The 24,723-nt window shown below is 54.6% G+C and carries 24 protein-coding genes and 1 tRNA gene; 17 read left to right on the forward strand and 8 right to left on the reverse strand.

The window, feature by feature from the left end; translation table 11 throughout:
• Window positions 1-2: 2 nt before the first annotated feature.
• From B2Q93_RS09570 to nqrM, 6 genes are read left to right on the forward strand one after another with little or no spacing between them, the layout of a single operon-like run.
• On the forward strand, window positions 3-1,241 hold the full coding sequence (locus tag B2Q93_RS09570) for an NADH:ubiquinone reductase (Na(+)-transporting) subunit B (protein WP_046886708.1): 1,239 nt from the start codon (window positions 3-5) through the stop codon (window positions 1,239-1,241).
• Window positions 1,234-2,028: a Na(+)-translocating NADH-quinone reductase subunit C gene (locus B2Q93_RS09575; protein ID WP_046886709.1), complete on the forward strand. Its 795-nt coding sequence runs from the start codon at window positions 1,234-1,236 to the stop codon at window positions 2,026-2,028. Before B2Q93_RS09570 ends, B2Q93_RS09575 begins: the two co-directional genes overlap by 8 nt.
• Entirely contained in the window at window positions 2,021-2,659 is a 639-nt protein-coding gene (locus tag B2Q93_RS09580) for an NADH:ubiquinone reductase (Na(+)-transporting) subunit D (RefSeq protein WP_032616678.1), read from the forward strand. The genes B2Q93_RS09575 and B2Q93_RS09580 overlap by 8 nt, the downstream gene beginning before the upstream one ends.
• 6 nt (window positions 2,660-2,665) lie before the next feature.
• On the forward strand, window positions 2,666-3,262 hold the full coding sequence (nqrE, locus tag B2Q93_RS09585) for an NADH:ubiquinone reductase (Na(+)-transporting) subunit E (protein WP_046886710.1): 597 nt from the start codon (window positions 2,666-2,668) through the stop codon (window positions 3,260-3,262).
• A gap of 11 nt (window positions 3,263-3,273) precedes the next feature.
• Window positions 3,274-4,497 (forward strand): NADH:ubiquinone reductase (Na(+)-transporting) subunit F, encoded by a 1,224-nt coding sequence (gene nqrF, locus B2Q93_RS09590; RefSeq protein ID WP_286932693.1) that lies wholly within the window; start codon window positions 3,274-3,276, stop codon window positions 4,495-4,497.
• 1 nt (window position 4,498) lies between these two features.
• Window positions 4,499-4,711, forward strand: a complete 213-nt coding sequence (gene nqrM, locus B2Q93_RS09595; protein WP_046886712.1) for a (Na+)-NQR maturation NqrM — start codon at window positions 4,499-4,501, stop codon at window positions 4,709-4,711.
• 34 nt (window positions 4,712-4,745) lie between these two features.
• Here the strand turns inward: nqrM and B2Q93_RS09600 are convergent, their stop codons facing one another.
• Complete coding sequence (locus B2Q93_RS09600) at window positions 4,746-5,591, reverse strand: glycerophosphodiester phosphodiesterase family protein (RefSeq protein WP_286932695.1); 846 nt, start codon at window positions 5,589-5,591, stop codon at window positions 4,746-4,748.
• Between the two features lie 157 nt (window positions 5,592-5,748).
• Here B2Q93_RS09600 and dinB point away from each other — a divergent pair, with 157 nt between their 5' ends.
• On the forward strand, window positions 5,749-6,807 hold the full coding sequence (dinB, locus tag B2Q93_RS09605) for a DNA polymerase IV (protein WP_286932697.1): 1,059 nt from the start codon (window positions 5,749-5,751) through the stop codon (window positions 6,805-6,807).
• Between the two features lie 41 nt (window positions 6,808-6,848).
• Here the strand turns inward: dinB and pepD are convergent, their stop codons facing one another.
• Window positions 6,849-8,306 carry a cytosol nonspecific dipeptidase gene (pepD, locus tag B2Q93_RS09610; RefSeq protein ID WP_286932699.1) on the reverse strand — a complete coding sequence of 486 codons (1,458 nt, stop codon included), beginning with the start codon at window positions 8,304-8,306 and terminating at the stop codon, window positions 6,849-6,851.
• Between the two features lie 257 nt (window positions 8,307-8,563).
• Here pepD and gpt point away from each other — a divergent pair, with 257 nt between their 5' ends.
• The 3 genes from gpt to crl all read left to right on the forward strand — a co-directional run bounded on the left by gpt (window position 8,564) and on the right by crl (window position 10,823).
• Entirely contained in the window at window positions 8,564-9,022 is a 459-nt protein-coding gene (gene gpt, locus B2Q93_RS09615) for a xanthine phosphoribosyltransferase (protein WP_040077024.1), read from the forward strand.
• A gap of 97 nt (window positions 9,023-9,119) precedes the next feature.
• Complete coding sequence (gene frsA, locus B2Q93_RS09620; protein ID WP_046886716.1) at window positions 9,120-10,364, forward strand: esterase FrsA; 1,245 nt, start codon at window positions 9,120-9,122, stop codon at window positions 10,362-10,364.
• Between the two features lie 57 nt (window positions 10,365-10,421).
• Window positions 10,422-10,823 carry a sigma factor-binding protein Crl gene (gene crl, locus B2Q93_RS09625; RefSeq protein WP_046886717.1) on the forward strand — a complete coding sequence of 134 codons (402 nt, stop codon included), beginning with the start codon at window positions 10,422-10,424 and terminating at the stop codon, window positions 10,821-10,823.
• Between the two features lie 68 nt (window positions 10,824-10,891).
• On the opposite strand, the gene phoE is transcribed toward crl, so the two are convergent.
• Window positions 10,892-11,944, reverse strand: a complete 1,053-nt coding sequence (gene phoE, locus B2Q93_RS09630; RefSeq protein WP_286932701.1) for a phosphoporin PhoE — start codon at window positions 11,942-11,944, stop codon at window positions 10,892-10,894.
• Between the two features lie 306 nt (window positions 11,945-12,250).
• Here phoE and proB point away from each other — a divergent pair, with 306 nt between their 5' ends.
• Both proB and proA read left to right on the forward strand, forming a co-directional pair.
• Window positions 12,251-13,354 carry a glutamate 5-kinase gene (proB, locus tag B2Q93_RS09635; protein WP_040077021.1) on the forward strand — a complete coding sequence of 368 codons (1,104 nt, stop codon included), beginning with the start codon at window positions 12,251-12,253 and terminating at the stop codon, window positions 13,352-13,354.
• Window positions 13,355-13,365: 11 nt separating this feature from the next.
• Entirely contained in the window at window positions 13,366-14,619 is a 1,254-nt protein-coding gene (gene proA, locus B2Q93_RS09640; protein ID WP_212477106.1) for a glutamate-5-semialdehyde dehydrogenase, read from the forward strand.
• A gap of 40 nt (window positions 14,620-14,659) precedes the next feature.
• Here proA and B2Q93_RS09645 read toward each other — a convergent pair whose 3' ends face one another.
• Window positions 14,660-17,293, reverse strand: coding sequence for a bifunctional diguanylate cyclase/phosphodiesterase (locus B2Q93_RS09645; protein WP_286932703.1), 2,634 nt, complete (start codon window positions 17,291-17,293; stop codon window positions 14,660-14,662).
• A 317-nt stretch (window positions 17,294-17,610) separates the two neighbouring features.
• Between B2Q93_RS09645 and B2Q93_RS09650 the strand changes: the two genes are divergently transcribed.
• A tRNA-Thr gene (locus B2Q93_RS09650) sits at window positions 17,611-17,686 on the forward strand.
• 8 nt (window positions 17,687-17,694) lie between these two features.
• On the opposite strand, the gene B2Q93_RS09655 is transcribed toward B2Q93_RS09650, so the two are convergent.
• Window positions 17,695-18,147 carry a GNAT family N-acetyltransferase gene (locus tag B2Q93_RS09655; protein WP_286932704.1) on the reverse strand — a complete coding sequence of 151 codons (453 nt, stop codon included), beginning with the start codon at window positions 18,145-18,147 and terminating at the stop codon, window positions 17,695-17,697.
• Between the two features lie 172 nt (window positions 18,148-18,319).
• Between B2Q93_RS09655 and B2Q93_RS09660 the strand changes: the two genes are divergently transcribed.
• From B2Q93_RS09660 to B2Q93_RS09675, 4 genes are all read left to right on the forward strand, one after another.
• The gene (locus B2Q93_RS09660) at window positions 18,320-18,823 is read left to right on the forward strand and encodes a DUF2778 domain-containing protein (RefSeq protein ID WP_286932706.1); all 504 of its coding nucleotides are present in this window, start codon (window positions 18,320-18,322) and stop codon (window positions 18,821-18,823) included.
• Between the two features lie 260 nt (window positions 18,824-19,083).
• The gene (locus B2Q93_RS09665) at window positions 19,084-19,575 is read left to right on the forward strand and encodes an Hcp family type VI secretion system effector (RefSeq protein WP_046886723.1); all 492 of its coding nucleotides are present in this window, start codon (window positions 19,084-19,086) and stop codon (window positions 19,573-19,575) included.
• A gap of 204 nt (window positions 19,576-19,779) precedes the next feature.
• A complete protein-coding gene (locus B2Q93_RS09670) occupies window positions 19,780-20,424 on the forward strand; it encodes a LysE family translocator (RefSeq protein ID WP_046886730.1) in 645 nt (214 codons plus the stop codon).
• A gap of 88 nt (window positions 20,425-20,512) precedes the next feature.
• Complete coding sequence (locus B2Q93_RS09675; protein WP_286932708.1) at window positions 20,513-21,133, forward strand: LysE family translocator; 621 nt, start codon at window positions 20,513-20,515, stop codon at window positions 21,131-21,133.
• 2 nt (window positions 21,134-21,135) lie between these two features.
• On the opposite strand, the gene B2Q93_RS09680 is transcribed toward B2Q93_RS09675, so the two are convergent.
• From B2Q93_RS09680 to B2Q93_RS09690, 3 genes are all read right to left on the reverse strand, one after another.
• Entirely contained in the window at window positions 21,136-21,372 is a 237-nt protein-coding gene (locus tag B2Q93_RS09680; protein ID WP_072039535.1) for a DUF1272 domain-containing protein, read from the reverse strand.
• Window positions 21,373-21,436: 64 nt separating this feature from the next.
• Complete coding sequence (locus B2Q93_RS09685; RefSeq protein ID WP_286932710.1) at window positions 21,437-23,221, reverse strand: diguanylate cyclase; 1,785 nt, start codon at window positions 23,219-23,221, stop codon at window positions 21,437-21,439.
• Between the two features lie 121 nt (window positions 23,222-23,342).
• Entirely contained in the window at window positions 23,343-24,452 is a 1,110-nt protein-coding gene (locus tag B2Q93_RS09690) for an AI-2E family transporter (protein WP_046886726.1), read from the reverse strand.
• Window positions 24,453-24,723: the final 271 nt, after the last annotated feature.

A 24,723-nucleotide genomic window follows, 5' to 3' on the forward strand; every position in this document is an offset into this window, starting at 1 on the left:
CGATGGGCCTGAAACATCTCATTGAAAAACTGGAGCCGCACTTTACGCATGGCGGCAAACTGGAAAAGTATTACCCGCTGTTTGAAGCGACCACAACGGTGTTTTACACCCCGGGTCAGGTGACGAAGGGGGCTGCGCACGTACGCGATGCCATCGATCTCAAAAGGATGATGATCCTCGTCTGGTTTGCCGTCTTCCCTGCGATGTTCTGGGGCATGTACAACGTGGGCCTGCAAACCATCCCGGCGTTGCACCATCTGTACGACGCCCAGCAACTCCAGCAGGTTATTCAGGGCGACTGGCACTACCGCGTGGCGCAGATGCTCGGCGTGAGCTTTGCTGCCGATGCTGGCTGGATAAGCATGATGACCCTGGGGGCCGTCTACTTCCTGCCTGTTTATATGACGGTTTTCCTGGTCGGTGGCTTCTGGGAAGTGCTGTTTGCCATCGTGCGTAAGCACGAGATTAACGAGGGATTCTTCGTCACCTCAATTCTGTTTGCCCTGATTGTGCCCCCCACGCTTCCTTTGTGGCAGGCGGCGATGGGCATCAGTTTTGGCGTGGTGATGGCGAAAGAACTCTTCGGCGGCACCGGACGTAACTTCCTCAATCCGGCCCTGGCCGGCCGTGCTTTTCTCTTCTTTGCCTATCCGGCCCAAATTTCTGGCGACCTGGTCTGGACGGCGGCTGACGGCTTCTCGGGCGCAACGCCGCTTTCGCAGTGGGCGGCACACGGCGGTGAGACGCTGGTCAATAACGCCACCGGCCAGCCCGTTAGTTGGTTTGATGCCTTTATCGGCACCATTCCGGGGTCGATAGGTGAAGTATCAACGCTGATGATCCTGATTGGCGGTGCCATCATTCTGTTTGGTCGCGTCGCCTCCTGGCGCATCGTGGCCGGGGTCATGATCGGCATGATTGCCATCGCCTCGCTCTTTAACCTGATAGGTTCCGACACCAACCCGATGTTCTCTATGCCATGGTACTGGCACCTGGTACTGGGCGGTTTTGCCTTCGGCATGATGTTTATGGCAACCGATCCGGTTTCGGCTTCATTTACCGACAAAGGGAAGTGGTGCTACGGCATCCTGATCGGTGCCATGTGCGTGTTGATCCGCGTGGTCAACCCGGCTTATCCGGAAGGGATGATGCTGGCGATCCTGTTTGCCAACCTGTTCGCGCCGCTGTTCGACTACCTGGTAGCGCAGGCCAACATCAGACGGAGGAAGGCGCGTGGCTGAGAACAAAAATAACGATAGCATCGGCAAGACCTTGATGGTGGTGCTGGTGCTGTGCCTGGTGTGCTCCATTGTGGTGGCGGGCTCTGCCGTAGGGCTGAAGTCGCGCCAGCAGGAGCAGCGAGCCCTGGACAAACAGCGCAATATCCTGGCGGTAACGGGACTCATGCAGGGTGAGATGAGTGCTGAAGAGGTCGCACAGACCTTTGCCGAGCGTATCACGCCGAAGCTGGTGGAGCTAAAAACCGGCGCGATACTCGACAAGGATCCAAACAGCTATAACCAGGGGCTGGCGCTAAAGGATCCCAAAATGAGTACGGTACTGGAGGCCAGCGAAGATCCGGCGGGTATTAAGCGTCGCAGCAACGTTGCTGAAATCTACCTGGTGCGCGATGAACAACAACGTGTGCAGCAGCTGGTTCTGCCGGTCTATGGCAACGGCCTGTGGTCAATGATGTATGCCTTTGTGGCCCTTGATACCGATGGTCGCACCGTTAAAGGCATCACCTGGTACGATCAGGGAGAAACCCCGGGGCTGGGCGGTGAAGTCGAAAACCCGGGCTGGCGTGCGCAATTTATTGGCAAAAAAGTACTGGACGATAACGGGCAGCCGGCGCTGAAAGTGATGAAAGGCGCTGCGCGGCAAGGCGACGAGTACGCGGTAGATGGCCTTTCTGGCGCCACGCTCACCTCGAACGGCGTACAACACAGTTTCGATTTCTGGATGGGCGAATTGGGTTTTGGGCCCTTTCTTAAAAAAGTACGTGAAGGAGAGCTGAATCATGGCTGACGCGGGCGAGCTGAAAGAAGTCAAACGGGTTTTGATTGGGCCGTTGATTGCCAATAACCCTATCACCCTGCAGGTGCTGGGGGTCTGCTCGGCGCTGGCGGTGACCACAAAACTGGAAACGGCGGTGGTCATGACTCTGGCGGTGACGCTGGTGACGGCGTTCTCCAGCATGTTTATCTCGATGATTCGCCACCATATCCCCAACAGCGTACGCATTATTGTGCAGATGGCGATCATCGCCTCGCTGGTGATCGTGGTGGATCAACTGTTACGCGCCTTCGCCTATGAAACCTCGAAACAGCTGTCGGTGTTTGTCGGCTTGATCATCACCAACTGTATTGTGATGGGCCGGGCTGAAGCCTACGCCATGAAAATGCCGCCGCTGGCAAGCTTTATGGATGGCATTGGCAACGGCCTCGGTTACGGGGTGATTCTACTGACCGTGGGCTTCCTGCGAGAGCTGATTGGCAGCGGAAAACTGTTTGGGATTACGGTACTGGATACCGTGCAAAACGGTGGCTGGTACCTGCCGAATGGCCTGTTTTTGCTGGCGCCAAGCGCCTTCTTCATTATCGGTTTGTTGATCTGGGCGGTGAGAACCTGGCGCCCGGAGCAGCAGGAAAAGGAGTAACCGACAATGGCTCATTACCTTAGTTTGTTTGTGCGCGCGGTGTTTGTCGAAAACATGGCGCTCGCGTTCTTCCTCGGGATGTGTACCTTTCTTGCCGTCTCCAAAAAGGTATCGACCGCGTTTGGTCTTGGCGTGGCCGTGACGGTGGTGCTGGGGTTGTCGGTCCCGATTAACAATCTGGTCTTCAACCTGGTGCTGCGCGACGGTGCGCTGGTGGAAGGGGTGGATCTCAGCTTCCTTAACTTTATTACCTTTATTGGCGTGATTGCTGCGCTGGTGCAGATTCTGGAGATGATCCTCGATAAATATTTTCCATCCCTTTACAACGCGCTGGGGATCTTTCTGCCGTTGATTGCGGTGAACTGCGCCATCTTTGGCGGGGTGTCATTTATGGTTCAGCGTGATTACAACTTCACCGAGTCGGTCGTGTACGGATTTGGCTCGGGTATTGGCTGGATGCTGGCGATTGTCACCATGGCAGGGATCCGCGAAAAAATGAAATACGCTAACGTGCCGGCCGGTTTACGCGGCTTAGGGATCACCTTTATCACCACCGGTTTAATGGCGCTGGGCTTTATGTCCTTCTCCGGTGTGCAGCTATAAGGGCTTAATAAATGGAAATTATTCTTGGCGTCGTGATGTTTACGCTCATCGTTCTGATGCTATCCGGATTGATTCTGGTGGCGCGTGCGAAGCTGGTTAATGCAGGTGATGTCACGATCGATATTAACGATGAAGCGGACAAACAGATTCGCACCGCAGCGGGTGATAAGCTGCTCAATACGCTCTCCGGCAACGGCATTTTTGTCTCCTCCGCCTGCGGCGGCGGCGGCTCCTGCGGACAGTGCCGGGTTGTCGTGAAAGAGGGGGGCGGTGACATCCTCCCCACCGAGCTTGCGCATATCAGTAAGCGCGAGGCGAAAGAGGGATGTCGTCTGGCCTGTCAGGTGGCGGTGCGCCAGAACATGAAAATCGAACTGCCTGAAGAGATTTTCGGCGTTAAGAAGTGGCAGTGTGAAGTGATCTCCAACGATAACAAAGCCACCTTTATCAAGGAGCTGAAGCTACGGGTACCGGAAGGCGAAGATGTTCCCTTCCGTGCAGGGGGTTATATTCAAATCGAATGTCCCGAACACACCGTGGCTTACGCCGATTTTGATGTGCCTGACCAGTACCGTGCGGACTGGGATAAATTTAATCTTTTCCGCTTCGTCTCTGACGTCAAAGAGCCCACGCTGCGGGCGTACTCCATGGCCAACTATCCGGACGAGAAGGGCATCATCATGCTCAATGTGCGTATCGCCACGCCGCCCCCGGGCGTGCCTGATGCGCCGCCGGGAATTATGTCCTCCTATATCTGGTCGCTGAAAGCGGGCGATAAGGTCACGATTTCCGGGCCGTTTGGCGAGTTCTTTGCCAAAGAGAGCGAGGCCGAAATGGTCTTTATCGGCGGCGGTGCTGGCATGGCGCCGATGCGCTCACATATCTTCGATCAGCTAAAGCGTCTTGGCAGTAAGCGTAAAATCAGCTTCTGGTACGGTGCCCGCTCGCGGCGTGAGATGTTCTACGATGACGAGTTTGAACAGCTGGCGCGAGAAAATCCTAACTTCAGCTTCCACGTTGCGCTCTCCGATCCGCAGCCGGAAGATAACTGGACGGGCTATACTGGCTTCATTCACAACGTGCTGTATGAGAACTACCTCAAGAACCATGCCGCGCCGGAAGACTGCGAGTTCTACATGTGCGGTCCACCGGTGATGAACGCGGCGGTTATCAGGATGCTGAAAGATCTTGGCGTGGAGGATGAGAACATCATGCTGGACGACTTCGGAGGCTGATATGTTTGTTTTTATCGCCACCTTTGCGGTATTTGTGCTGGTTATCTTTGCCATGTCGCTCGGCTGGATCATCAAGCGTAAAAGCCTGCAGGGCAGCTGCGGTGGGATCTCCTCCCTGGGCATGGAGAAAGTGTGCGACTGCCCGGAACCGTGCGATGCGCGGAAAAAACGGATGGAACGTGATGCCCGGCGTCAGCAGGGCAGAATACTCTAAAATCATCAGGCCGCGCTCGCGGCCTGATTAACGATTAATGCCACTGGCTGGCCTGCGCAGGGGAATCGACCACGACACCGTCGGCACCCAGCATTTTTGCAGTCTGGAAATCTTTGCTGGCGTTGATGCCCAGTAAAATAATGTGCGCATTCCCCTGCGAACGGAAACAGGTCATCGCCTCTTTGTCCCACGTCAGCGTCGCCGGCGAAATGCCTTCGCCAAGCGTGAATTTTTCGACTATCTCAACCTTACGGTTAAGCTCCAGGCCATACCAGTATTCATCCATGGTTTTGGCTGGGGCATCGCACAGATGATTCAGCGAAATGTTTGCCAGACGAGTCCGGGTTTCACTGCGGGTCACAAAACGCGGTACCGTAGGCGGCAATGCGTCCAGGTAACGATCTTCCGTGGAGTAAACGCGAACCCGCTGTAAGCTATTCGTCTCTTGCAGGGTGGCCGTCAACTGTTTCGCCATCTCCTCCGGCGCCGCGTCCGGCGATTTAATATCAATAAAGAACCGGGTCTCTGGCCACTGTTCCAGTACGGCTTTTAGCGTCGGGATGGTGGCATTTGCAATCGTCCTTTTCCATTTGGTAGCGGCATTAAAGGTCGTAAGCTCGGCAGCGGTGTAGGCAGAAACTTTTCCCTTCATTGACGTTAACGCCTGCAGGTCGCTGGGACGATAAAGCACCGGCACGCCGTCACGGCTAAGCTGTACGGTTATCCAGATGGCCTGAGCCTGATTTTGCAGCGCCAGCTTAATGGCCGGCAGGGTATTTTCTGGCGCGTCGCTCGTGCCGCCACGATGCGCAATGATTTCTGGGCTGGCCCAGAGCGAGGTGCTGAGAAACAGCAGCGAGGCGGCAATCCGTTTGTTCATGAAACGATCTCCAGAGATTTTTTAAAATAATGAATTATAAGATTTTTATAGGGTTCTCTTTTTAACATAGCCGTATGACGGTAATGAGACGCTAAAACGGCTGTCGCATTAAATGTTGTTTGTTATACTGTATGCAATTACAGGTATGGTGAATGGAATGCGCAAAATCATTCATGTCGATATGGACTGCTTTTTTGCTGCGGTAGAGATGCGGGACAATCCGGCGCTGCGGGATATTCCCATTGCTATCGGCGGCAGCCGCGTAAAGCGGGGCGTCATCAGCACGGCAAACTACCCGGCGCGCAAATTTGGCGTGCGCAGCGCCATGCCTACGGCGATGGCCCTGAAGCTATGCCCCCACTTAACCCTGTTGCCGGGTCGCTTTGAGGCCTACAAAGAAGCGTCGCTGCATATTCGCGATATCTTCTCCCGCTACACCTCTCTCATTGAGCCCCTGTCGCTTGACGAAGCCTATCTCGACGTTACGGAAAGCCTGCATTGCCACGGCTCGGCAACGTTGATGGCGCAGGAGATTCGCCAAACCATTTCCAACGAACTCAACCTCACCGCCTCGGCGGGGGTGGCGCCGGTAAAATTCCTGGCCAAGATCGCGTCCGATCTTAATAAGCCCAACGGTCAGTATGTGATCACGCCCGATGACGTCCCGGCGTTCTTAAAAACCCTGTCGCTCAGTAAAATCCCCGGGGTGGGCAAAGTCTCTGCGGCAAAGCTGGAGAGCATGGGGCTTCGCACCTGCGAAGATGTGCAAAATAGCGATCTTGCTATGCTCCTTAAGCGGTTCGGTAAATTTGGCCGGGTGTTGTGGGAGCGAAGCCAGGGGATTGACGATCGCGACGTTAACAGCGAGCGGCTGCGAAAATCGGTTGGTGTGGAGCACACCCTGAGTGATGACATTCATGACTGGGCGGAGTGTGAAAAAATCATTACCGAACAGCTCTATCCCGAGCTAGAGCGGCGACTGGCGAAAGTGAAGCCAGACCTGTTGATTGCCCGTCAGGGGGTCAAACTTAAATTTAACGATTTTCAGCAGACGACCCAGGAGCACGTCTGGCCGCGTCTCAACAAAGACGACCTTGTCGCCACCGCGAAGAAAACCTGGGCAGAGCGTCGGGCAGGGCGGGGCGTACGGCTGGTGGGTTTACACGTCACGCTATTGGATCCGCAATTAGAGCGGCAGCTGTTGCTGGGGTTATAAAAAAGCCCGGCGGAGCCGGGCTGGATGGCGAGCAGAAATGCTTATTTCGCCGGGATGGCTTTCAGCAGTTCTGTCAGCAAGGTCCAGTAGTGGCCCACGCTTTCAATATGAACTTGCTCGTCTGGCGAGTGCGGACCCGTAATGGTTGGGCCGATAGACACCATGTCCATATCCGGGTACGGTTTTTTAAACAGACCGCACTCCAGACCGGCGTGAATCACCTGAATGTTCGGGGTGCTGTTGAACAGACGCTGGTAGGTTTCACGAACCAGGGCCATTACCGGCGAGCTTGCGTCCGGCTGCCAGCCTGGATAGCTGCCTTTTGCGGATGTTTTCGCTCCGGTCAGGGCGCCCAGCGACTCCAGCATACTCACAACGTACTCTTTACCGCTGTCGATAAGTGAACGGATCAGGCAGATGATTTCTGCACTGTCGTCGCTCATGGTCACCACGCCCACGTTCAGGGAGGTTTCCACCACCCCTTTCGCGACGTCGGAGTTACGGATCACGCCGTTTGGTGTGGCATTCAGCAACTGAACAAAGGCGTCACGGGATGCGGTAGTCAGCGCCGCTTTGTCGCTGGAGACGGCTTCGAGCACCACGGTCAGGTTCTTCTCTTTCACCGAGAGTTCGTTTTTCAGGATATCCAGATAAACGTTCGCCTGGTTTTTCAGCGCGTCGGCTTTGTCAGCCGCAACGGCGACGGTGGCGAAGGCTTCGCGCGGGATGGCGTTACGCAGGGTGCCGCCATTGAAATCGACAAGGCGCAGATCCAGTTCGGCCGCGTGGCCTGCCAGGAAGCGTGCCAGCAGTTTGTTCGCATTGCCCAGGCCCAGGTGAATATCGCCGCCGGAGTGGCCACCTTTCAGCCCTTTCAGGGTCAGCTTAAAGGTCTGGAAATTGGCGGGTACCGCTTCACGGGTCAACGGCAGGGTGGCGATGAAATCGATACCGCCAGCGCAACCCATGTAGATCTCACCCTCTTCTTCGGAGTCAGTGTTGATCAGGATATCTGCCTGCAGCCAGTTGGCCTGCAGACCAAATGCGCCGTCCATACCCGCTTCTTCCGTCATGGTCAGCAACACTTCCAGCGGGCCATGCTCAACGCTGTCATCAGCCAGTACGGCCAGGGCAGAGGCCATGCCGATACCGTTATCCGCGCCCAGCGTGGTGCCGCGCGCTTTAACCCACTCGCCGTCGATGTACGGCTGAATCGGATCTTTAGTGAAGTCGTGGACGGTGTCGTTGTTTTTCTGTGGAACCATGTCCAGGTGCGCTTGCAGTACAACTGCTTTGCGGTTTTCCATGCCTTTGGTGGCAGGTTTACGGATCAGAATGTTACCAACCTGGTCGCGCTCGGCGTGCAGCCCTTTTTCCTTCGCCCAGCCCATGATGTGTTCGGCAAGCTGTTCTTCGTGATAGGAAGGGTGAGGAATGGAGCAGATTTTGGCAAAAATATCCCACAGCGGTTGTGGAGATAGTTGAGACAGTTCAGACACTATGAGTCTCCTTGTCGATATCCTGCAACAGGGATGCAGGACACGGGGTTAGCAGGTTTAGAGTCACCACAAGTCAGACTTGCGAGATGCGGTTGAGAATACCACTTTCTCTGGCAACGCATAGTATTAAGCATGCAAAAACTCCACCCCATGCCGCTTAACACTGGTTTTTAGTGCGTCAGATCTCTATAATCTCGCGCAACCTGGTTCACCCCTCATTTTTTTAAGCCGTATACAAACAGGCTGGGACACTTCACATGAGCGAAAAATACGTCGTCACCTGGGACATGTTGCAGATTCACGCACGCAAACTGGCTGCGCGCCTGATGCCTTCCGAACAGTGGAAAGGCATTATCGCCGTTAGCCGTGGCGGTTTGGTACCGGGGGCGCTGCTGGCACGTGAGCTGGGTATTCGTCATGTCGATACCGTCTGCATCTCCAGCTACGACCATGACAACCAGCGTGAGCTGACAGTACTCAAGCGCGCCGAAGGTGATGGCGAAGGCTTTATCGTTATTGACGACCTGGTCGATACCGGTGGCACCGCGGTCGCTATTCGCGAAATGTATCCAAAAGCGCATTTCGTCACTATCTTCGCAAAACCGGCGGGTAAACCACTGGTGGATGATTATGTGATTGATATCCCGCAAGATACCTGGATTGAGCAGCCATGGGATATGGGCGTGGTCTTCGTACCGCCTATTTCAGGCCGCTAAATCCTCTTTTTAACGCCCGGTGACGCCGGGCGTTATTGTTTTTGCCTGTAGCACGTTACAATAGCCTTCTCTGACGTATCTCTAGAGGCAGCGCGAAATGACCCAGGCGAATCTCAGCGAAATTCTCTTCAAACCCAAATTCAAACATCCGGAAACCTCGACCCTGGTTCGCCGCTTCAACAGTGGCACAGAGCAGCAGGTGCAGTCCGCGCTGGATGGCAAAAATATTCCTCACTGGTATCGCATGATTAACCGCCTGATGTGGATTTGGCGCGGAATCGATCCGCGTGAAATTCTGGAGGTGCAGGCGCGCATTGTGATGAGTGATGCTGAGCGTACCGATCCGGAACTGTACGACACGGTGGTGGGATATCGTGGCGGCAACTGGATCTATGAGTGGGCAAAACAGGCGATGCTCTGGCAGCAGAAAGCCACGCAGGAGCCAGACCCGGCCCTCAGCGGCCAGCACTGGCTGCACGCCGCCGACCTTTACAGTATCGCGGCGTATCCGCATCTGAAGGGCGATGAGCTGGCAGAGCAGGCGCAGGCGCTGGCGAATCGCGCCTATCAGGAGGCCGCGCAGCACCTGCCGGGGCGGATACGTGAAATCGAATTCACCATTCCCGGCGGCCCCTCCGTGACCGGATTCCTGCATATGCCCGCAGGCGAGGGTCCCTTCCCGACGGTTATGATGTGCGGCGGCCTCGATTCTCTGCAGACCGATTATTACAGCCTTTATGAACGCTATTTCGCCCCGCAGGGCGTCGCGATGCTCACCCTGGATATGCCCTCTATTGGCTTCTCTTCGAAATGGAAGCTGACCCAGGATTCCAGCTTGCTCCATCAGCACGCCCTGAGATCGCTGGAAAAAAATCCCTGGGTCGATCATACCCGCGTCGCGGCATTTGGTTTCCGTTTTGGTGCGAACGTGGCCGTGCGTCTGGCCTATCTGGAGTCGTCGCGCCTGAAGGCGGTGGCCTGTCTCGGTCCGGTCGTCCACGCCCTGCTTAGCGAACCCGCCCGGCAGGGGGGCGTGCCAGAGATGTATCTGGACGTGCTCGCCAGCCGCCTGGGCATGCAGCAAGCCTCCGACGAGGCGCTGCGCATCGAGCTCAACCGTTATTCGTTAAAAACGCAGGGCTTGCTGGGGCGACGCTGCCCAACGCCGATGCTCTCGGGCTACTGGAAGAACGATCCATTCAGCCCGGAAGAGGAGTCACGTTTAATCACCTCGTCATCTGTCGATGGCAAGCTGCTGGAGGTGCCGTTTAGCCCGGTTTACCAGAATTTTGACAAAGCACTGCAGCAAATCTCGCGTTGGATCCATCAGAGATTGTGTTGATTGATTGCTAATTTTTTGTGGTTTGGTAAAACAGTGGCTTCACAAAAGGAGATCGCAATGACGTTACCGAGTGGACATCCGAAAAGTAGAATGATCAAAAAGTTCATGGCTCTTGGCCCGTATATCCGGGAAGAGCAGTGCGAAGGGGCACGCTTTTTTTTCGATTGCCTGGCAGTTTGCGTCAATGTTAAGCCCGCGCCGGAAAAGCGCGAATTCTGGGGCTGGTGGATGGAGATGGAAGCAGAAGAGAGCCGATTTACTTACAGCTACCAGTTTGGTCTGTTTGATAAAGATGGGCACTGGCAGGCGGTCGCCATTAAAGATCCCGAGGTGGTGCAGCGTCTGGAACACACCCTGCGTGAATTCCATGAAAAAGCACGCACTCTGCTGGCAAGTTTTGAACTGAAACTGGAACCTGCCGATGATTTCACCAATCAACCGGTGAAACTTACCGCCTGATTGCGGGGTCACCAATACAAAATAAAAAAGCCCGGCGCTCTGGCAGCCGGGCTTTTTTTTAGTCTGAATTAGAACTGGTAGGTCATACCCAGGGCAACGATGTCGTCGCTGCTCACGCCCAGCGCATTATCGTCGTCGATCTGGTTGATTTTATAATCAACAAACGCGGACATGTTTTTGTTGAAATAATAGGTCGCGCCCACATCGATATATTTCACGAGATCTTCGCTGCCGATCCCTTCAATATTTTTGCCTTTAGACTGGACATAACCCAGGGATGGGCGCAGACCAAAGTCAAATTGATATTGTGCCACTACTTCAAAGTTCTGTGCTTTATTCGCAAAGCCACCGGAAATAGGGGTCATATTGCGGGTTTCGGTATACATAGCCGCCAGGTAGATATCGTTAGCGTCATATTTCAGACCGGTACCCCAGGCTTCGGCTTTGTCGCCGTTACCACGTGCCAGCAAGTTCTGATCGTTAGTACGATCGGAGTTGGTATACGCGCCGCTCACCGCAAACGCGCTGCCGCCGAAATCATAGCTTAAAGAGGTACCGAAGCCGTCGCCGTTCTGTTTCTTGGCGTCGCGATCTTCGTTTTTACCCTGATATTGCAGAGTCAGGTCCAGGCCGTCTACCGCACCGAAGAAGTCGGTGTTGCGATACGTCGCCAGGCCGCTGGAGCGTTTGGTCATGAAGTTATCGGTCTGACCAGAGGAGTCGCCGCCGAATTCAGGGAACATATCGGTCCAGGATTCAACGTCGTACAGTGCGCCCAGGTTACGGCCATAGTCGAAAGAACCAATATCTTTAATTTTAAGACCGGCGAAGGCCAGACGGGTCTTTTGCGTAGCGTCGCTCTCGGCTTTGTTGCCAGAGAATTCTGCTTCCCAGCGACCGTAACCGGTCAGCTGATCGTTAATTTGAGTTTCGCCTTTAAAGCCGAAACGGACGTAGGTCTGGTCACCATCTTTGGCGTCGTCATCACTGAGGTAGTGCATGGCTTTTACTTTACCGTACACATCCAGTTTATTTCCGTTTTTATTAAAAACTTCTGCTGCGTGAACAGATGCGGAAGCAACAACGCTCATTACCACTAATGCCAGAGTACTCTTTTTCATTTTCAATCCTGAGTGTTTTGTAAACGCGCTAATATTCGCTGAGCAATAAGAATCGACTTATTACCCCGTGAAAAACAGGAAGGGTTTTAACGTCCGCGGGTGAACGTTTTATGACAATTTCAGAATAATTTCAAAAAGCGCTGATTTATTATTTCAGTAATAAAAATGTAAAAATCTGCCGCTACGCTTCCTGATCCCGCGCAATAAAGTGTTCCCCTCTGCGCAAAGCCTGTTGGCAACGCGGCTCAGTCCTGCTAAAACGTCTGATTAACATCATTTTCCCTTATTGTTGAACGGCAGAGAATCATGAGTGATAGCCAGACGCTGGTCGTAAAACTCGGTACCAGTGTATTAACAGGCGGATCGCGCCGCCTTAATCGAGCCCATATCGTTGAGCTGGTGCGCCAGTGCGCGCAGCTGCATGCCGCAGGGCATCGCATTGTTATTGTTACCTCCGGCGCGATTGCCGCCGGGCGCGAACATCTGGGCTACCCTGAACTCCCCGCAACGATTGCCTCCAAGCAGCTTCTCGCCGCCGTGGGCCAAAGCCGTCTGATTCAGCTTTGGGAGCAGCTCTTCTCCATTTACGGCATTCACGTAGGCCAGATGTTGCTGACCCGCGCAGACATGGAAGACCGCGAGCGTTTCCTGAACGCGCGGGATACCCTGCGCGCGCTTCTGGATAACAACATTGTGCCGGTCATCAACGAAAACGATGCGGTGGCCACCGCCGAAATCAAAGTCGGCGATAACGATAACCTCTCTGCACTGGCGGCTATTCTGGCGGGAGCCGATAAACTGCTGCTGCTGACCGACCAGCAAGGGCTGTTCACCGCCGATCCGCGTACCAACCCACAGGCTGAACTGATCACCGATGTGAAAGGGATCGACGATGCGCTGCGCGCGATTGCCGGCGACAGCGTTTCGGGCCTGGGGACGGGCGGCATGGGCACAAAACTGCAGGCTGCGGACGTGGCTTGCCGCGCGGGCATCGACACCATTATTGCGGCGGGCAGCCGTCCTGGCGTGATTGGCGATGTGATGGAGGGTATCTCTGTCGGCACGCGTTTCCATGCCGAAGCGACGCCGCTGGAGAACCGTAAACGCTGGATCTTTGGTGCCCCCCCGGCGGGGCAGCTCACCGTGGACGAAGGCGCGACCGCGGCAATTCTGGAACGTGGGAGCTCATTGCTTCCAAAAGGCATTAAAAACGTGACAGGTAACTTCTCCCGTGGTGAAGTGATCCGTATCTGCAATCAGGAAGGGCGCGATATTGCCCACGGCGTTTCTCGCTATAACAGCGATGCGCTGCGCCGTATCGCAGGCCATCACTCCCAGCAGATTGACGCGATTCTCGGGTATGAATATGGCCCGGTTGCTGTTCATCGTGACGATATGATCATTCGCTAAGGAGCCAGAAAATGTTGGAACAAATGGGCGCCGCCGCCAAAGCCGCCTCGTACAAGCTGGCGCTCCTCTCTAGTCGCGAGAAAAACCGCGTGCTGGAAAAAATCGCTGATTATCTGGAAGCACAGTCCGCTGAGATTCTGCTCGCCAACGAACAGGATCTGCTGGAAGCCCGTCGCAATGGTCTGAGCGAGGCGATGCTCGACCGCCTGGCCCTGAATCCGGCGCGTCTGAAAAGCATCGCCGACGATGTGCGTCAGGTCTGCAATCTGGCCGACCCGGTTGGACAAATTATTGACGGCGGTCTGCTGGACAGCGGCCTGCGCATTGAACGTCGCCGCGTACCGCTGGGCGTAATCGGCGTGATTTATGAAGCCCGCCCGAACGTGACGGTGGATGTTGCCTCCCTGTGCCTGAAGACCGGCAACGCCGCGATCCTGCGCGGCGGGAAAGAGACCTGGCGTACCAACGCCGCGACCGTGAAAGTGATTCAGCAAGCGCTGGAAGAGTGCGGCCTGCCAGCCGGTGCCGTACAGGCGATCGAAAGCCCGGATCGCGCGCTGGTAACCGAAATGCTGCGCATGGATAAGTACATCGATATGTTGATCCCGCGCGGTGGCGCTGGCCTGCACAAACTGTGCCGCGAACAGTCAACGATCCCGGTGATCACCGGAGGGATCGGGGTGTGTCACATCCTGGTCGATGAGAGCGCCGAGATCGACCCGGCGCTGAAGATCATCGTTAACGCTAAAACCCAGCGTCCCAGCACCTGTAACACCGTTGAAACGCTGCTGGTACACCGGGGCATCGCCAGCGCCTTCCTGCCGGCGCTGAGTAAGCAGATGGCGGAAAGCGGCGTCACCCTCCACGCGGAACCGGATGCGCTGGCCCTGCTGCAAAACGGCCCGGCGAAGGTTGAGGCGGTGAAAGCGGAACAGTATGACGACGAATACCTGTCGCTGGATCTGAACGTCAAACTGGTTGCCGATCTGGATGAGGCCATTGCGCACATCCGTGAACATGGCACGCAGCACTCTGATGCTATCCTGACCCGCACGCTGCGCCATGCCGACCGCTTTATCAATGAAGTGGACTCATCGGCGGTGTACGTCAATGCCTCTACCCGCTTCACCGACGGCGGCCAGTTTGGCCTGGGCGCGGAAGTGGCGGTAAGTACCCAGAAGCTGCATGCGCGTGGCCCAATGGGGCTTGAAGCCTTAACCACCTACAAGTGGGTCGGCTTCGGCGACGACACGGTACGTCGCTAACGACGCTGATGCACGCGGGTGGCTTGTAGGGCCGCCCGCGTTACTCCTCCAGCCGCTGCCCTGTGCGCTCTTGCGCCGCCGAGTCGAGCGCGGCCATCTGCTCCTGTAACGCTGCCAGACTGAGCGGCCGCCCAATCAAGTACCCCTGGGTTTCATCGCACTCCATCATCATCAGTTTTTGCAGCTGTCCTTCCGTCTCAACCCCCTCCGCCGTGATGCTCAGCGAAAAAGCTTTGCCGAGGCCAATAATATTTTCAACGATGGTATTGGCACTGTCGCTCTCCGGCATGCCGGAGATAAAGGACTTATCGAGCTTGATCCCATCGAACGGGAAGTTGCGCAGATAGCTGAGGGAGGAGTAGCCGGTGCCAAAATCGTCCATCAGCAATTTCACCCCCAGCTTCTTAAGCGCCAGCATCAGCTCAAGGCTATTTTCCGGGTTCCATAGCGTGGCGTTTTCAGTGATCTCAATCTCCAGCCGCGCCGGGTCGAGCCCGGAAAGGGTTAATGCGTCACGAATGCGCTCTACCAGGCTCCAGGACTGGAACTCCACGGCGGAGATGTTGACCGACACCGAGAGGCCATTCAGAGATTGCTGCGCATCGCGACAGGCGGTCTTAAGCACCCAGTCACTGAGCGCAACGATAAGGCCGGTCTCTTCTGCCAGCGAGATAAACTGATCGGGCATGAGCAGGCCAAGCTCAGGATGTTCCCAGCGAATAAGGGCCTCCACGGCGATAATCCGCGATGAGTTGTGTCCATAGCGCGGCTGATACACCAGGCGGAACTGCTCTTTCTTGATGGCCTCGCGCAGGCCGTTTTCCATCTCGCGGCGTTGCACCATCTGCTCGGCCATTTCCGCAGTGTAAAAGAGCCATTTGTTGCGCCCGCTGCTTTTGGCTTTATAAAGCGCGATGTCCGAGAAGCGCAGCAGTTCGCCCGCGTCGACGGCATCCTGCGGGGCCATCGCAATCCCGATACTGGCGCCGATAAATATCTCATTGCCGTTGATAAAGAACGGCCGCGCCAGCTCGGCGAGAATACGTTCACACAGATGTTCGATATCCTGACGATCGAGAATGTCAGAGATAATCAGGATAAATTCGTCTCCCCCCTGGCGTGCCACCAGATCGTAGTCGCGCACGCAGTGGCGTAGACGGGCCGAGACCTCATGCAGCACGGTATCGCCAGCACCGTGACCGAACAGATCATTCACCGGCTTGAACTTATCCAGATCGAGGCTGATCATTGCCAGCGGATGCGCCTGTGTAGGCTGCGCTTGCAGCTTACCCTCCAGAAACTCGCGCATTCTTACCCGGTTAGGCAGGCCGGTCAGTTCGTCATGGCGCGACAGATACTGCACGCGCGCCTGGGCTTCAACTTCGAGCGTGACGTCCGTGGCGGTGCCCCGGTAGCCGGTAATCCCCTCCGGCGTGATTACAGGCTTCAGGGCGATATGACAATAGCGCTGGTGGCCCATTGCCGAAAGATAGCGGCAGTGAAGCAGGCGGCGATGGCCTGTCTGGCCTGGCAGGGTGATCCACTCCGCCAGCGGTTGACCCTCAGCCTCTAAAAATTCGGTCACCGGACGGCCAATCCATGCCGATATGCTGTGCCCGGTAATGCCGGGAAAGCGGTCCGAGAGCCAGGTAAAACGCAGGTCAGGGTCCGTTTCCCAGATCCAGTCCGTGGTGGCCTCGGCCACGTCGCGAAAGCGCCTTTCGCTGGCGGTGAGGGCAAGACGACTTTGGGTCAGCAGGAAGGTGTTTTCATCAAACATCCGGGCTTTTTTGAGCGCGTTGCGTCCCAGAATCACCCCGGCAAAGCCGGTACAGAGCGCCAGTAAAATCAGCAGCGGCAGAATGTAGCGCATCAGTTCCCGACCGGGGTTTTCACTTTTCCACTCAAAAGCGATATGCTGCCCGTCGATAGGCAGGGTGGCAACGCCGCGACGCCCCGCTAACGCCGGCGCATTGCTACGTTGCACGCGGGCCTGGGCGATGCCGTACTCTTCCCCCATCGCCATCAACTTTTTGTCATCCAGCACGTCCACAAACACCAGTACAGGCGCCGGGCCAGGAATGCGTGCTATGCGTGAGTCATCGCCAGGGGTAATGCGTGCCGCTAACACCAGGGCGGGATGCCCAGCTTTCATGACGATGGTGCTGGCCAGCGGTTCCCCGTCCGGCCTGTCGATTTTATGCAATAGCTCTGGAATGGGGTTATCCCCCAGCCACGCTTGCAGAGGCCGCGTGACCAGCGCGCCGTCGATCACGCTGTAGCGCGTCTGGCCGGCACCGTCGAGTACGAATATCCCCTCGTACTCAAAATCACGCCAGAGCGTGGCGCCCATATTTTGCCGGGTATAAGCCCATTCAACATCCACATAGGGGTGAAGGTGCTGATAGGCCTCGCCCCACCAGGCATAGTCTTTGATATGGGTGGTTAGGATATCAATGCGGTTATGGATCGCTTTTTCCAGCAGCAGGGCGCTATGTTTATCGGTTTCCTGGTTGATATTGTGCACGATAATCAGCAGCACAATGATGGCGATGACAAACAGGGCCGATAGCAGTGACACCATGAGCATCAGGGCGCGTTTGATAAAGGAGGCCGTACTTTTATGCTCCAGAACCGGCCCGGTCGTCTCATCATTGACAAAAAGTTTCTGCATCCGATACCCACTCCCGATTTTATTGCCGCGGTCTGGGAAGTATCGACCTGCGCTCACGGGGCTTTATTGTAGAGAGATAAAATTGAAGATAGCTGATTTCGAAAGGAAAGAGGGGAGGGAGTGGCCGCGAGCGGGTCTTTTAATGATAAATGTGAAGGCAGGGGGGACCGGGTTTCGGTTAGGGTTACCCATACATTTTGTGCTGATTATTCAGGGCTTGATGCAAAAAACATCAACTGAAAGGCGAAGGTGTTGACGAGGAAAGCGCTTTTTCTTAACCTTGCAAACCGTTGTCACGTTCGTGGCAGGCCTGAAAAGCCGATATAGCTCAGTTGGTAGAGCAGCGCATTCGTAATGCGAAGGTCGTAGGTTCGACTCCTATTATCGGCACCATCCCCCTTTCAACCAATCCGCTTAGCAAAACAGACCGCATCATCGCGCCCCACATACACCCCGTAATTGGGAATCTTTTGATATCCCTGTTTTAAGTAAAAATCTACCGCCTGGGTATTTACGACACGGGTTTCTAAACAGAGCTCCTGATACCCGAGCTCGCGCGCGGCCTGCTCCAGCCAGGTCAAAATGGCTGTGCCAATACCGGGTTGTGTTCTGCTGGAAAACATTCTTTTAAGTTCGGCAGTGGTAGCCGACACCGGACGAAACGCGCCGCAGCCGACTGGCGTTTGGCTGGCATCTCTGGCGATAACCCACCTCGCCCCCGGCGCCATGACATCGTCCAGCTTGAAATTGCTTTCCCCGCTGGAGCCCGTAATGTGGGATAACTCAGCCGATAGATATTCAATAAGTCGCTGCGAATCAGCACTGCGTGGGTCGGATTCTTCAATCGTGATCATGTCGAGCCTTGTGTTGCATGAGCATTATAAGGTTGTCTATGCACAATATGATAACGATGTTATTTATACAAATATGAAATATTAATCATTTCTGAAAAGGAAATCTCTCTGTTGAATTAAGTTTAAGCTGCCTATAGCCTGGGCCATTATGACTTTAGCTTAAGGTGAGTATATGGCGCTGCAAGGAAGTTTGATTCTTAATGGCGCTGATTATGCGCCTTTCAATTTATTTGGTGTCGGTGTTTTTATGGCTTTTTCAGGACAAGGGTTTTGTCGAAATAATCTCTCATGTATGGCAAATGCAGGAGATGGCCCTATTCCTTCAGGAAAGTATTGGATCGTTGACAGGCAAGAAGGCAACTGGTTATTTCAAAAACGCGTTGAACTCAAAGACTCGGCTAATAAAATACTTGGGCGACGTGAATTCGGCAAATCCGATTGGTTTGCGCTCTATAGAGATGACTGGGGGATTGATGATGGAACCTGGGTCGAAGATGTTTATCGGGGATTGTTTCGTTTGCATCCTGGGCGAGTTTCAAAAGGTTGTATCACCATCGCTCATGATTCAGACTTTGCAATAATCAGACAAGCACTATTAAATACTCAGCTTGTTCAGGTTCCCTGTATGCGCTCACTTAAGGCTCGTGGGTGGGTCGAGGTGCAGGCTAGTGGTTAATAAACATTTCCTATACTATGCTTGCCACATGTCATTGTTTTTAATAGTTATGATGGCTGTGGGTCGAGTCTTGCCAGGCCCTGAAAGTTATATCGACGGTAGTCTGGCAACAATGTTTTGTCGATTTCTTTATAGCGATGTCAATTGCGAAACTCTATACGATACGCTGTTTTATATAGATATGTTTGTCATCCTCTCATTAGCAGTGCTTATTTATTTAGCATTTTTAAACTTAATCAATAGATACAGGAAGAGATAACATGCCAATTCCACCCTATATGTGGCTTAAAGATGATGGTGGTGCAGATATTAAAGGATCTGTTGATATTAGATATCGCGAAGGCAGTATAGAGATCATTGGCCTCGGCCATGGTATAAATTTACCGGTAGACAATTTAACGGGTAAGATTACAGGTAGTCGACAACATTCATCAATGATGATTGAAAAAGAGGTGGACAGTTCTACACCCTATTTATATAAAGCCGCCGCGACTGGACAATCAATGAAAAGTGCGGAAATTAAGTTTTATAAAATAAATGATGCCGGTCAGGAGGTATGTTACTACACGGTTTTGATGGAAAAAGTAAAGGTTACAGGCGTTAATTGTAGCGTACCTAATATAAAGTTAGCAGGAAACAGTAAAATAAATCACGTTGAAAGCGTCAGCCTTCAATATGAAAAAATAACCTGGAGAATCGAAGACGGTAATATCCAGTTTACCGACGCCTGGAATGAGCGAAATACGGCATAAAATTGTCTGAGGAAGAGGTAAATTGTGATCATGTAATCACGTCCATTGAATACGGCTATGCAAACTTAGTTTCGCGGCTGTAGGAATAGTGAAAAAGGGCTGTATGAGTAATTATGCTTAAATATTGATTAATCATGCTATTTGTTCGTGGGTAACTTCTTATCAACAATGTTAAGGTATGGAACCCACCCTCTGGAGGTCACCATGCTGGATATTACGCATTTTGGACTGTTTGCTCTGTCTGTTCTTCTTCTTTCCATCACGCCGGGGCCAGATATCGCCTACGTTGTCGGGCAGAGCGTGGCCAATGGGCGCCGGGCCGGGGTGATCTCTGCGGCGGGGGTGGCGTTAGGAAGTTGTACCCATGCGGTTGCCAGCGCGGTAGGTCTCACCGCGTTAATCGCCGCCTCTCCGCTGATGTTCACCGTGATTAAATATTTAGGTGCAGCCTATCTGATGTATCTGGGCAGCAAGATGATCCTGGGCACGCTAAGCAAGAAGAAGGCCGAGGATACAGCGCGGCCGACCATTAAGCCGCTACTGCACCCTTACAGTTTGCTGTCAAAAGGCTTTATTACTACCCTCACCAATCCGAAGGTACTGCTGTTTTTCATCTCCTTCTTCCCGCAATTTGTCTCCCCGGGCGGCGAGCATCAGGCGGTTTCATTCCTGCTGCTGGGGCTGGTTTATGCGCTCATTGCGTTTCTCACCGATGTGACTTTTGCCGTTCTGGCGGGCAGCGCCGCAGGAGCGGTATCGCAAAATAAAACGCTGCAAACGCTGTTGGATCGCGTTGTTGGCGCGACCTTTATCACCCTGGGTATTCGCCTGGCGCTGACCCGTCGATAATCGAACGATTCAAAAGGGCATCCCCTCAATATTCAGGATTGCCCCTTCGATGGCTTAACGTTAACCTCTGCGTTTTCGGAGCTCCTGAATGACCGTTACCGATGCCCTGCTGGCCTTTACTCTCGCTGCCACGCTACTGACACTGACTCCCGGCCTTGATACCGCCCTGATCCTGCGCACCGCCACTGCGGAAGGTGGCAAAAAAGTCTTTCATGCAGCACTGGGGATAGATGTGGGCTGTTTTATCTGGGGAGCAATGGTGGCTTTTGGGCTGGGGGCGCTGCTGGCAGTGTCTGAATTCGCCTATACGCTACTGAAATGGTGTGGGGCAGCCTACCTTTGCTGGTTAGGCATTCAACTCTTACTGCGCCCGCGTCAGCAATTTACCCTTAATCAGGCTGCAACCCATGCATCGGGTAACTGGTTTGTACGCGGGATGCTGGGCAACGTGCTCAACCCAAAAATGGGCGTGTTTTACGTCTCGTTTTTACCGCAATTTATCCCGAACGGTCACTCGCCGCTGCTCTGGACGTTTTTGTTGGTGGGTATCCACGTGCTGATTGGCACCCTCTGGTCGCTGACCTTGATTGTGGCGACGCGCTACGCCGCCGGAGTGCTAAAAAAGCCCGCCGTGGTGAAATGGATGGATCGCACAACGGGCTGCGTCTTTTTGCTGTTTGCCGCCAAACTGGCCATCAGTAAGCGCTAGCATTACGCTGGCCGCTTCGCATGCACCCGGGTAAGAGAAGCGGGGAATTTCTCAAGTTTGTTGGCCGGACGAATCGGCCGTCTCACCAGTTCGCCTCCGCAATTTGGGCAGCGATTGTCCAGCGCGTGTTCAGCGCACTCTGCGCAATAGGTGCATTCAAAAGAACAGATTCTTGCCGCCGTTGATTCAGGCGGCAAATCGACATCGCACCATTCACAGTTGGGACGTAATTCCAGCATTGCGTGCTCCTGTAAGCGAAAAAACAGACAGCGTTATCGGCCCTGACTTTTTTAGCGCGGGTCGTTAACCCGCCTCAAGCATGCCAAAACTGACAATCCGCGAACGGCCGAGCTCCTTCGCGCGGTATAGCGCTACGTCGGCCGCGCGCAGCAGGGTATCGCTCTGAGCATGTTCCGGGTAGCTGGCGATGCCGATAGAGACATCAACCGGGCCGAGTTCAGCCAGGCCATAGCGCAGCGACAATCCCCGTACCCCGTCATAAATTTCCGTTGCGCAGGCGTGGGCGGCAGCTTCATCTGCCCCGGCGAGCAGCGCCAGAAACTCCTCGCCGCCATAGCGGAAAGCCAGGCCGGATTCATGCACGGCGCGCTGCACAATCGTCGCCACGCTTTTAATGACCAGATCGCCCGCCTCGTGACCAAAACGGTCATTAATGCTCTTGAAGTGATCAATGTCGATCATCAGGCAGCTCACCGGCTCCTTATTACGCATCGCCTGCGCCATTTGGGTTCGCAGGGTATCTTCCAGATGATGGCGGTTACGCAGGCCGGTCAGCGGATCGAACAGGGCTTTTTCCAGCAAGGCATCGCGCAATCTCTGGTTAGCCAGCGCCAGGCCCAGCGCCTCTGCCATTAACTCCAGATAAGCACGCGACGGAGCGTTTTCAGGGGTAAGGTTCTGGAAAGAGAGCAGCCCAATGGCTTCTCCCTGGGCGATAAGGGGCACGCATAAGGATTGATGTGCGCAGGATGCCGGCAAGTGATAGCAGGTGATATCCGGCTCACCGCTCCTCGGAGGGTGGCTCTGCCCGCGCCGTACCGCCCAGCACGCATCCGGATGGAACGCCGTTTTGTCCCCCTCTGGTGCCAGCCATTCCGCGGCGCAGCGCATCTCCCAGAGTTCGCGATCGAGAATATATAAGCGCCCGGAAACGCCAGGCGCGATATTGGGGGCAAACAGCTTCGCCACGTTAATGACATCCGCAAAGTTCTCGCATCCCTGCAGGCGCTGCGTCATCCGTGCCAGCAGTTCGCGGATGGCCCAGTCGGCATCGCGCTCTTTTTCTAGCCGCTGTCGGGCCAGGCCGTTTTCACGGAAGATACGGATGGCCTGCGCCATATCGCCAATTTCATCGATCTGATTGAAGTTCGGCGTTTCAACGGCGTAATCCTGTGAAGCCAGCCGGTGCACCACGTCGCTCAGGCGCACCACCGGGTGCAGGACGCGGCGTTTAAGAATAAAGCCCAGCACGAACAAGAAGAGCAGGGCAGTGAGGCCCACCATCACTTCCGAAGCGGTGCGCAACGTTTTTGATTTGTTGGTGGCGGCGTGAACGTCTGCGATGATCCGTTTGTCCAGCATCTGGCGAAAATGGTCAATTTGTCGCTGGGCGCGTTCAAGCTCTTGTTCATAAGGTGAGCCATAAAGCAGGTCCACGGCCTGTTGCTCTTCCCCCCTGGCCATACCCGCCAGTGCCGCCTGCTGTTCGTCCTGCAACTCATCGATAATTTGTAATCCGTCACGCAGCAGGGAGAGCTCTTCAATAGAGGCGCCATTATCCTTCAGCTGCGTCAGCCGGACTTCCACGTTCTTCAGTTCGAGGGCCTCCTGCCGGTACGCTTCCAGTGCGGAGGGATCTTTTTTGATGACAAACAGGCGGGCTAAGTCAGACAGCCTCCAGGCATCTGTTTCGATCTCTTCGCTGAATTGATCAAACATCTGCCGCTGTTTCACGGCCTGACGCTCAACGTTGTCAGCATGAGAAGCCATTAGCATCACAATGCCTGAGGCGATAGTCAGACAGACGGTGGCGCCGTAGGCCCAGTTGGTAATCGTAGCGATTCGCACCTGTTGGATCCTTTTACGACGAAAGTGGGGTGGCGTTCTTTCAAATTATAGAAAATGTTTGATTTCAGCTAATAAAAAAGGCGGCACAGTGCCGCCTGGTTTATCGTTTACCGATGCCCCTTCACAAATCGGGCGGGGTTTTCCCCTCTTCAAGGAAATCGGCATCCAGCTCTTCGGTGTTGCCAGCATGGTCACGTCCGGAGAAGAGATTCCAGCAGGCGATAAACAGCGCCGCAATCAGCGGGCCAATCACAAAGCCGTTGATCCCGTACAACTCCATGCCGCCGAGGGTGGAGATAAGGATCAGATAGTCTGGCATTTTGGTGTCCTTGCCCACCAGCAATGGACGCAGAATGTTATCCACCAGCCCAACGATAATCACAAAGAAGCCGACAATAAACAGCCCTTGCCACAGCTGGTGCGTGGCGAAAAGGAAGATGGCGGCAGGCACCCAGACGATAGCCGAGCCGACGGCCGGGACGAGCGAGAGGAACGCCATCAGCGCGCCCCACAATATGCTGCCGTCGATGCCGACAATCGCGAATGCAATCCCGCCAAGCGTGCCCTGAACGACCGCCACTACCGCCGTACCTTTCACCGTTGCCCGTGAGACGCCGACGAATTTGGCAAACAGGTGCTCTTTCGCAAAGTTGCTCAACGGCAGCGAATCCAGGATCTGGCGTACCAGGTAAGGCCCATCCTTCAGCAGGAAGAAGAGCAGATAGAGCATAATGCCAAAGCTGATGGCGAAGCCAAATGTGCCTTTGCCGATCAGGAATGCGCTGCCAGCCAGGTACTGCCCACCCCGCAGCGCGGCTTCAGAGAGTTTTTTCTGAATCTCCGCCGCATTCGCCAGGTTGTGATCGGCAAGAAAGCCGCTCGCCCAGCCGGGCAGGCGGTTAAGGATACCGGCCACCACTTCCGGGAACTGGGTATTGTTTTGCTGAAGCTTGGTGTACACCACGTTCAGCTCAATGGCGAGCGACGAGAGGATCACCATCAACGGAATAAAGACGATCAGGCAGATAATGCACAGGGTCAAAAACGACGCCAGGCCGTTGCGTTCGCCCAGCAGGGTGCGCAGCTTGTTTTTCACCGGGTTGAAAATGATGGTCAGGATGGCCGCCCACAAAATGGCAGAGAAGTAGGGGGAGAGCACATCAAAAAAAGCCCAGGTGACAAGGGCGAGAATAAAGATGAAGAAACCTTTGGTCAGTCCGTTAAATCGCATAGTGAGTCCTGATAACTAAGTAACTGTGACGACTATAGAACCCTTTAACGGATTTACCAATAATTGCGCGCGTGCTTCATCAGATAAGCGGGCGGGCGGGGGCCCGGGTCCAGTAATGGCCTTTAAAGACTGCGTAAGGCATACAAAGGTTTAGCAAACAGTAAACAGATACCACTTTCGCCTGACCGAGAAAGTTTGCCCCCCGCGCCATGCTGTAAGTATCTTCTTGCGGAGGACATTATGGCCTGGCGACCAATACTCTACGTGATCC

Source organism: Leclercia sp. UBA5958, from assembly GCF_002430365.1.
Taxonomy (GTDB): Bacteria; Pseudomonadota; Gammaproteobacteria; order Enterobacterales; family Enterobacteriaceae; genus Enterobacter; species Enterobacter pneumoniae.

Coding starts and splice junctions, on each gene's coding strand:
- B2Q93_RS09680 (WP_072039535.1), bottom strand. CDS start 21,372: ATGCTGGAATTACGTCCCAACTGTGAATGGTGCGATGTCGATTTGCCG.
- B2Q93_RS09665 (WP_046886723.1), top strand. CDS start 19,084: ATGCCAATTCCACCCTATATGTGGCTTAAAGATGATGGTGGTGCAGAT.
- proA (WP_212477106.1), top strand. CDS start 13,366: ATGTTGGAACAAATGGGCGCCGCCGCCAAAGCCGCCTCGTACAAGCTG.
- crl (WP_046886717.1), top strand. CDS start 10,422: ATGACGTTACCGAGTGGACATCCGAAAAGTAGAATGATCAAAAAGTTC.
- gpt (WP_040077024.1), top strand. CDS start 8,564: ATGAGCGAAAAATACGTCGTCACCTGGGACATGTTGCAGATTCACGCA.
- dinB (WP_286932697.1), top strand. CDS start 5,749: ATGCGCAAAATCATTCATGTCGATATGGACTGCTTTTTTGCTGCGGTA.
- nqrE (WP_046886710.1), top strand. CDS start 2,666: ATGGCTCATTACCTTAGTTTGTTTGTGCGCGCGGTGTTTGTCGAAAAC.
- frsA (WP_046886716.1), top strand. CDS start 9,120: ATGACCCAGGCGAATCTCAGCGAAATTCTCTTCAAACCCAAATTCAAA.
- B2Q93_RS09660 (WP_286932706.1), top strand. CDS start 18,320: ATGGCGCTGCAAGGAAGTTTGATTCTTAATGGCGCTGATTATGCGCCT.
- B2Q93_RS09670 (WP_046886730.1), top strand. CDS start 19,780: ATGCTGGATATTACGCATTTTGGACTGTTTGCTCTGTCTGTTCTTCTT.
- proB (WP_040077021.1), top strand. CDS start 12,251: ATGAGTGATAGCCAGACGCTGGTCGTAAAACTCGGTACCAGTGTATTA.
- B2Q93_RS09645 (WP_286932703.1), bottom strand. CDS start 17,293: ATGCAGAAACTTTTTGTCAATGATGAGACGACCGGGCCGGTTCTGGAG.
- B2Q93_RS09675 (WP_286932708.1), top strand. CDS start 20,513: ATGACCGTTACCGATGCCCTGCTGGCCTTTACTCTCGCTGCCACGCTA.
- nqrM (WP_046886712.1), top strand. CDS start 4,499: ATGTTTGTTTTTATCGCCACCTTTGCGGTATTTGTGCTGGTTATCTTT.
- nqrF (WP_286932693.1), top strand. CDS start 3,274: ATGGAAATTATTCTTGGCGTCGTGATGTTTACGCTCATCGTTCTGATG.
- phoE (WP_286932701.1), bottom strand. CDS start 11,944: ATGAAAAAGAGTACTCTGGCATTAGTGGTAATGAGCGTTGTTGCTTCC.
- B2Q93_RS09600 (WP_286932695.1), bottom strand. CDS start 5,591: ATGAACAAACGGATTGCCGCCTCGCTGCTGTTTCTCAGCACCTCGCTC.
- B2Q93_RS09570 (WP_046886708.1), top strand. CDS start 3: ATGGGCCTGAAACATCTCATTGAAAAACTGGAGCCGCACTTTACGCAT.
- B2Q93_RS09690 (WP_046886726.1), bottom strand. CDS start 24,452: ATGCGATTTAACGGACTGACCAAAGGTTTCTTCATCTTTATTCTCGCC.
- B2Q93_RS09655 (WP_286932704.1), bottom strand. CDS start 18,147: ATGATCACGATTGAAGAATCCGACCCACGCAGTGCTGATTCGCAGCGA.
- B2Q93_RS09580 (WP_032616678.1), top strand. CDS start 2,021: ATGGCTGACGCGGGCGAGCTGAAAGAAGTCAAACGGGTTTTGATTGGG.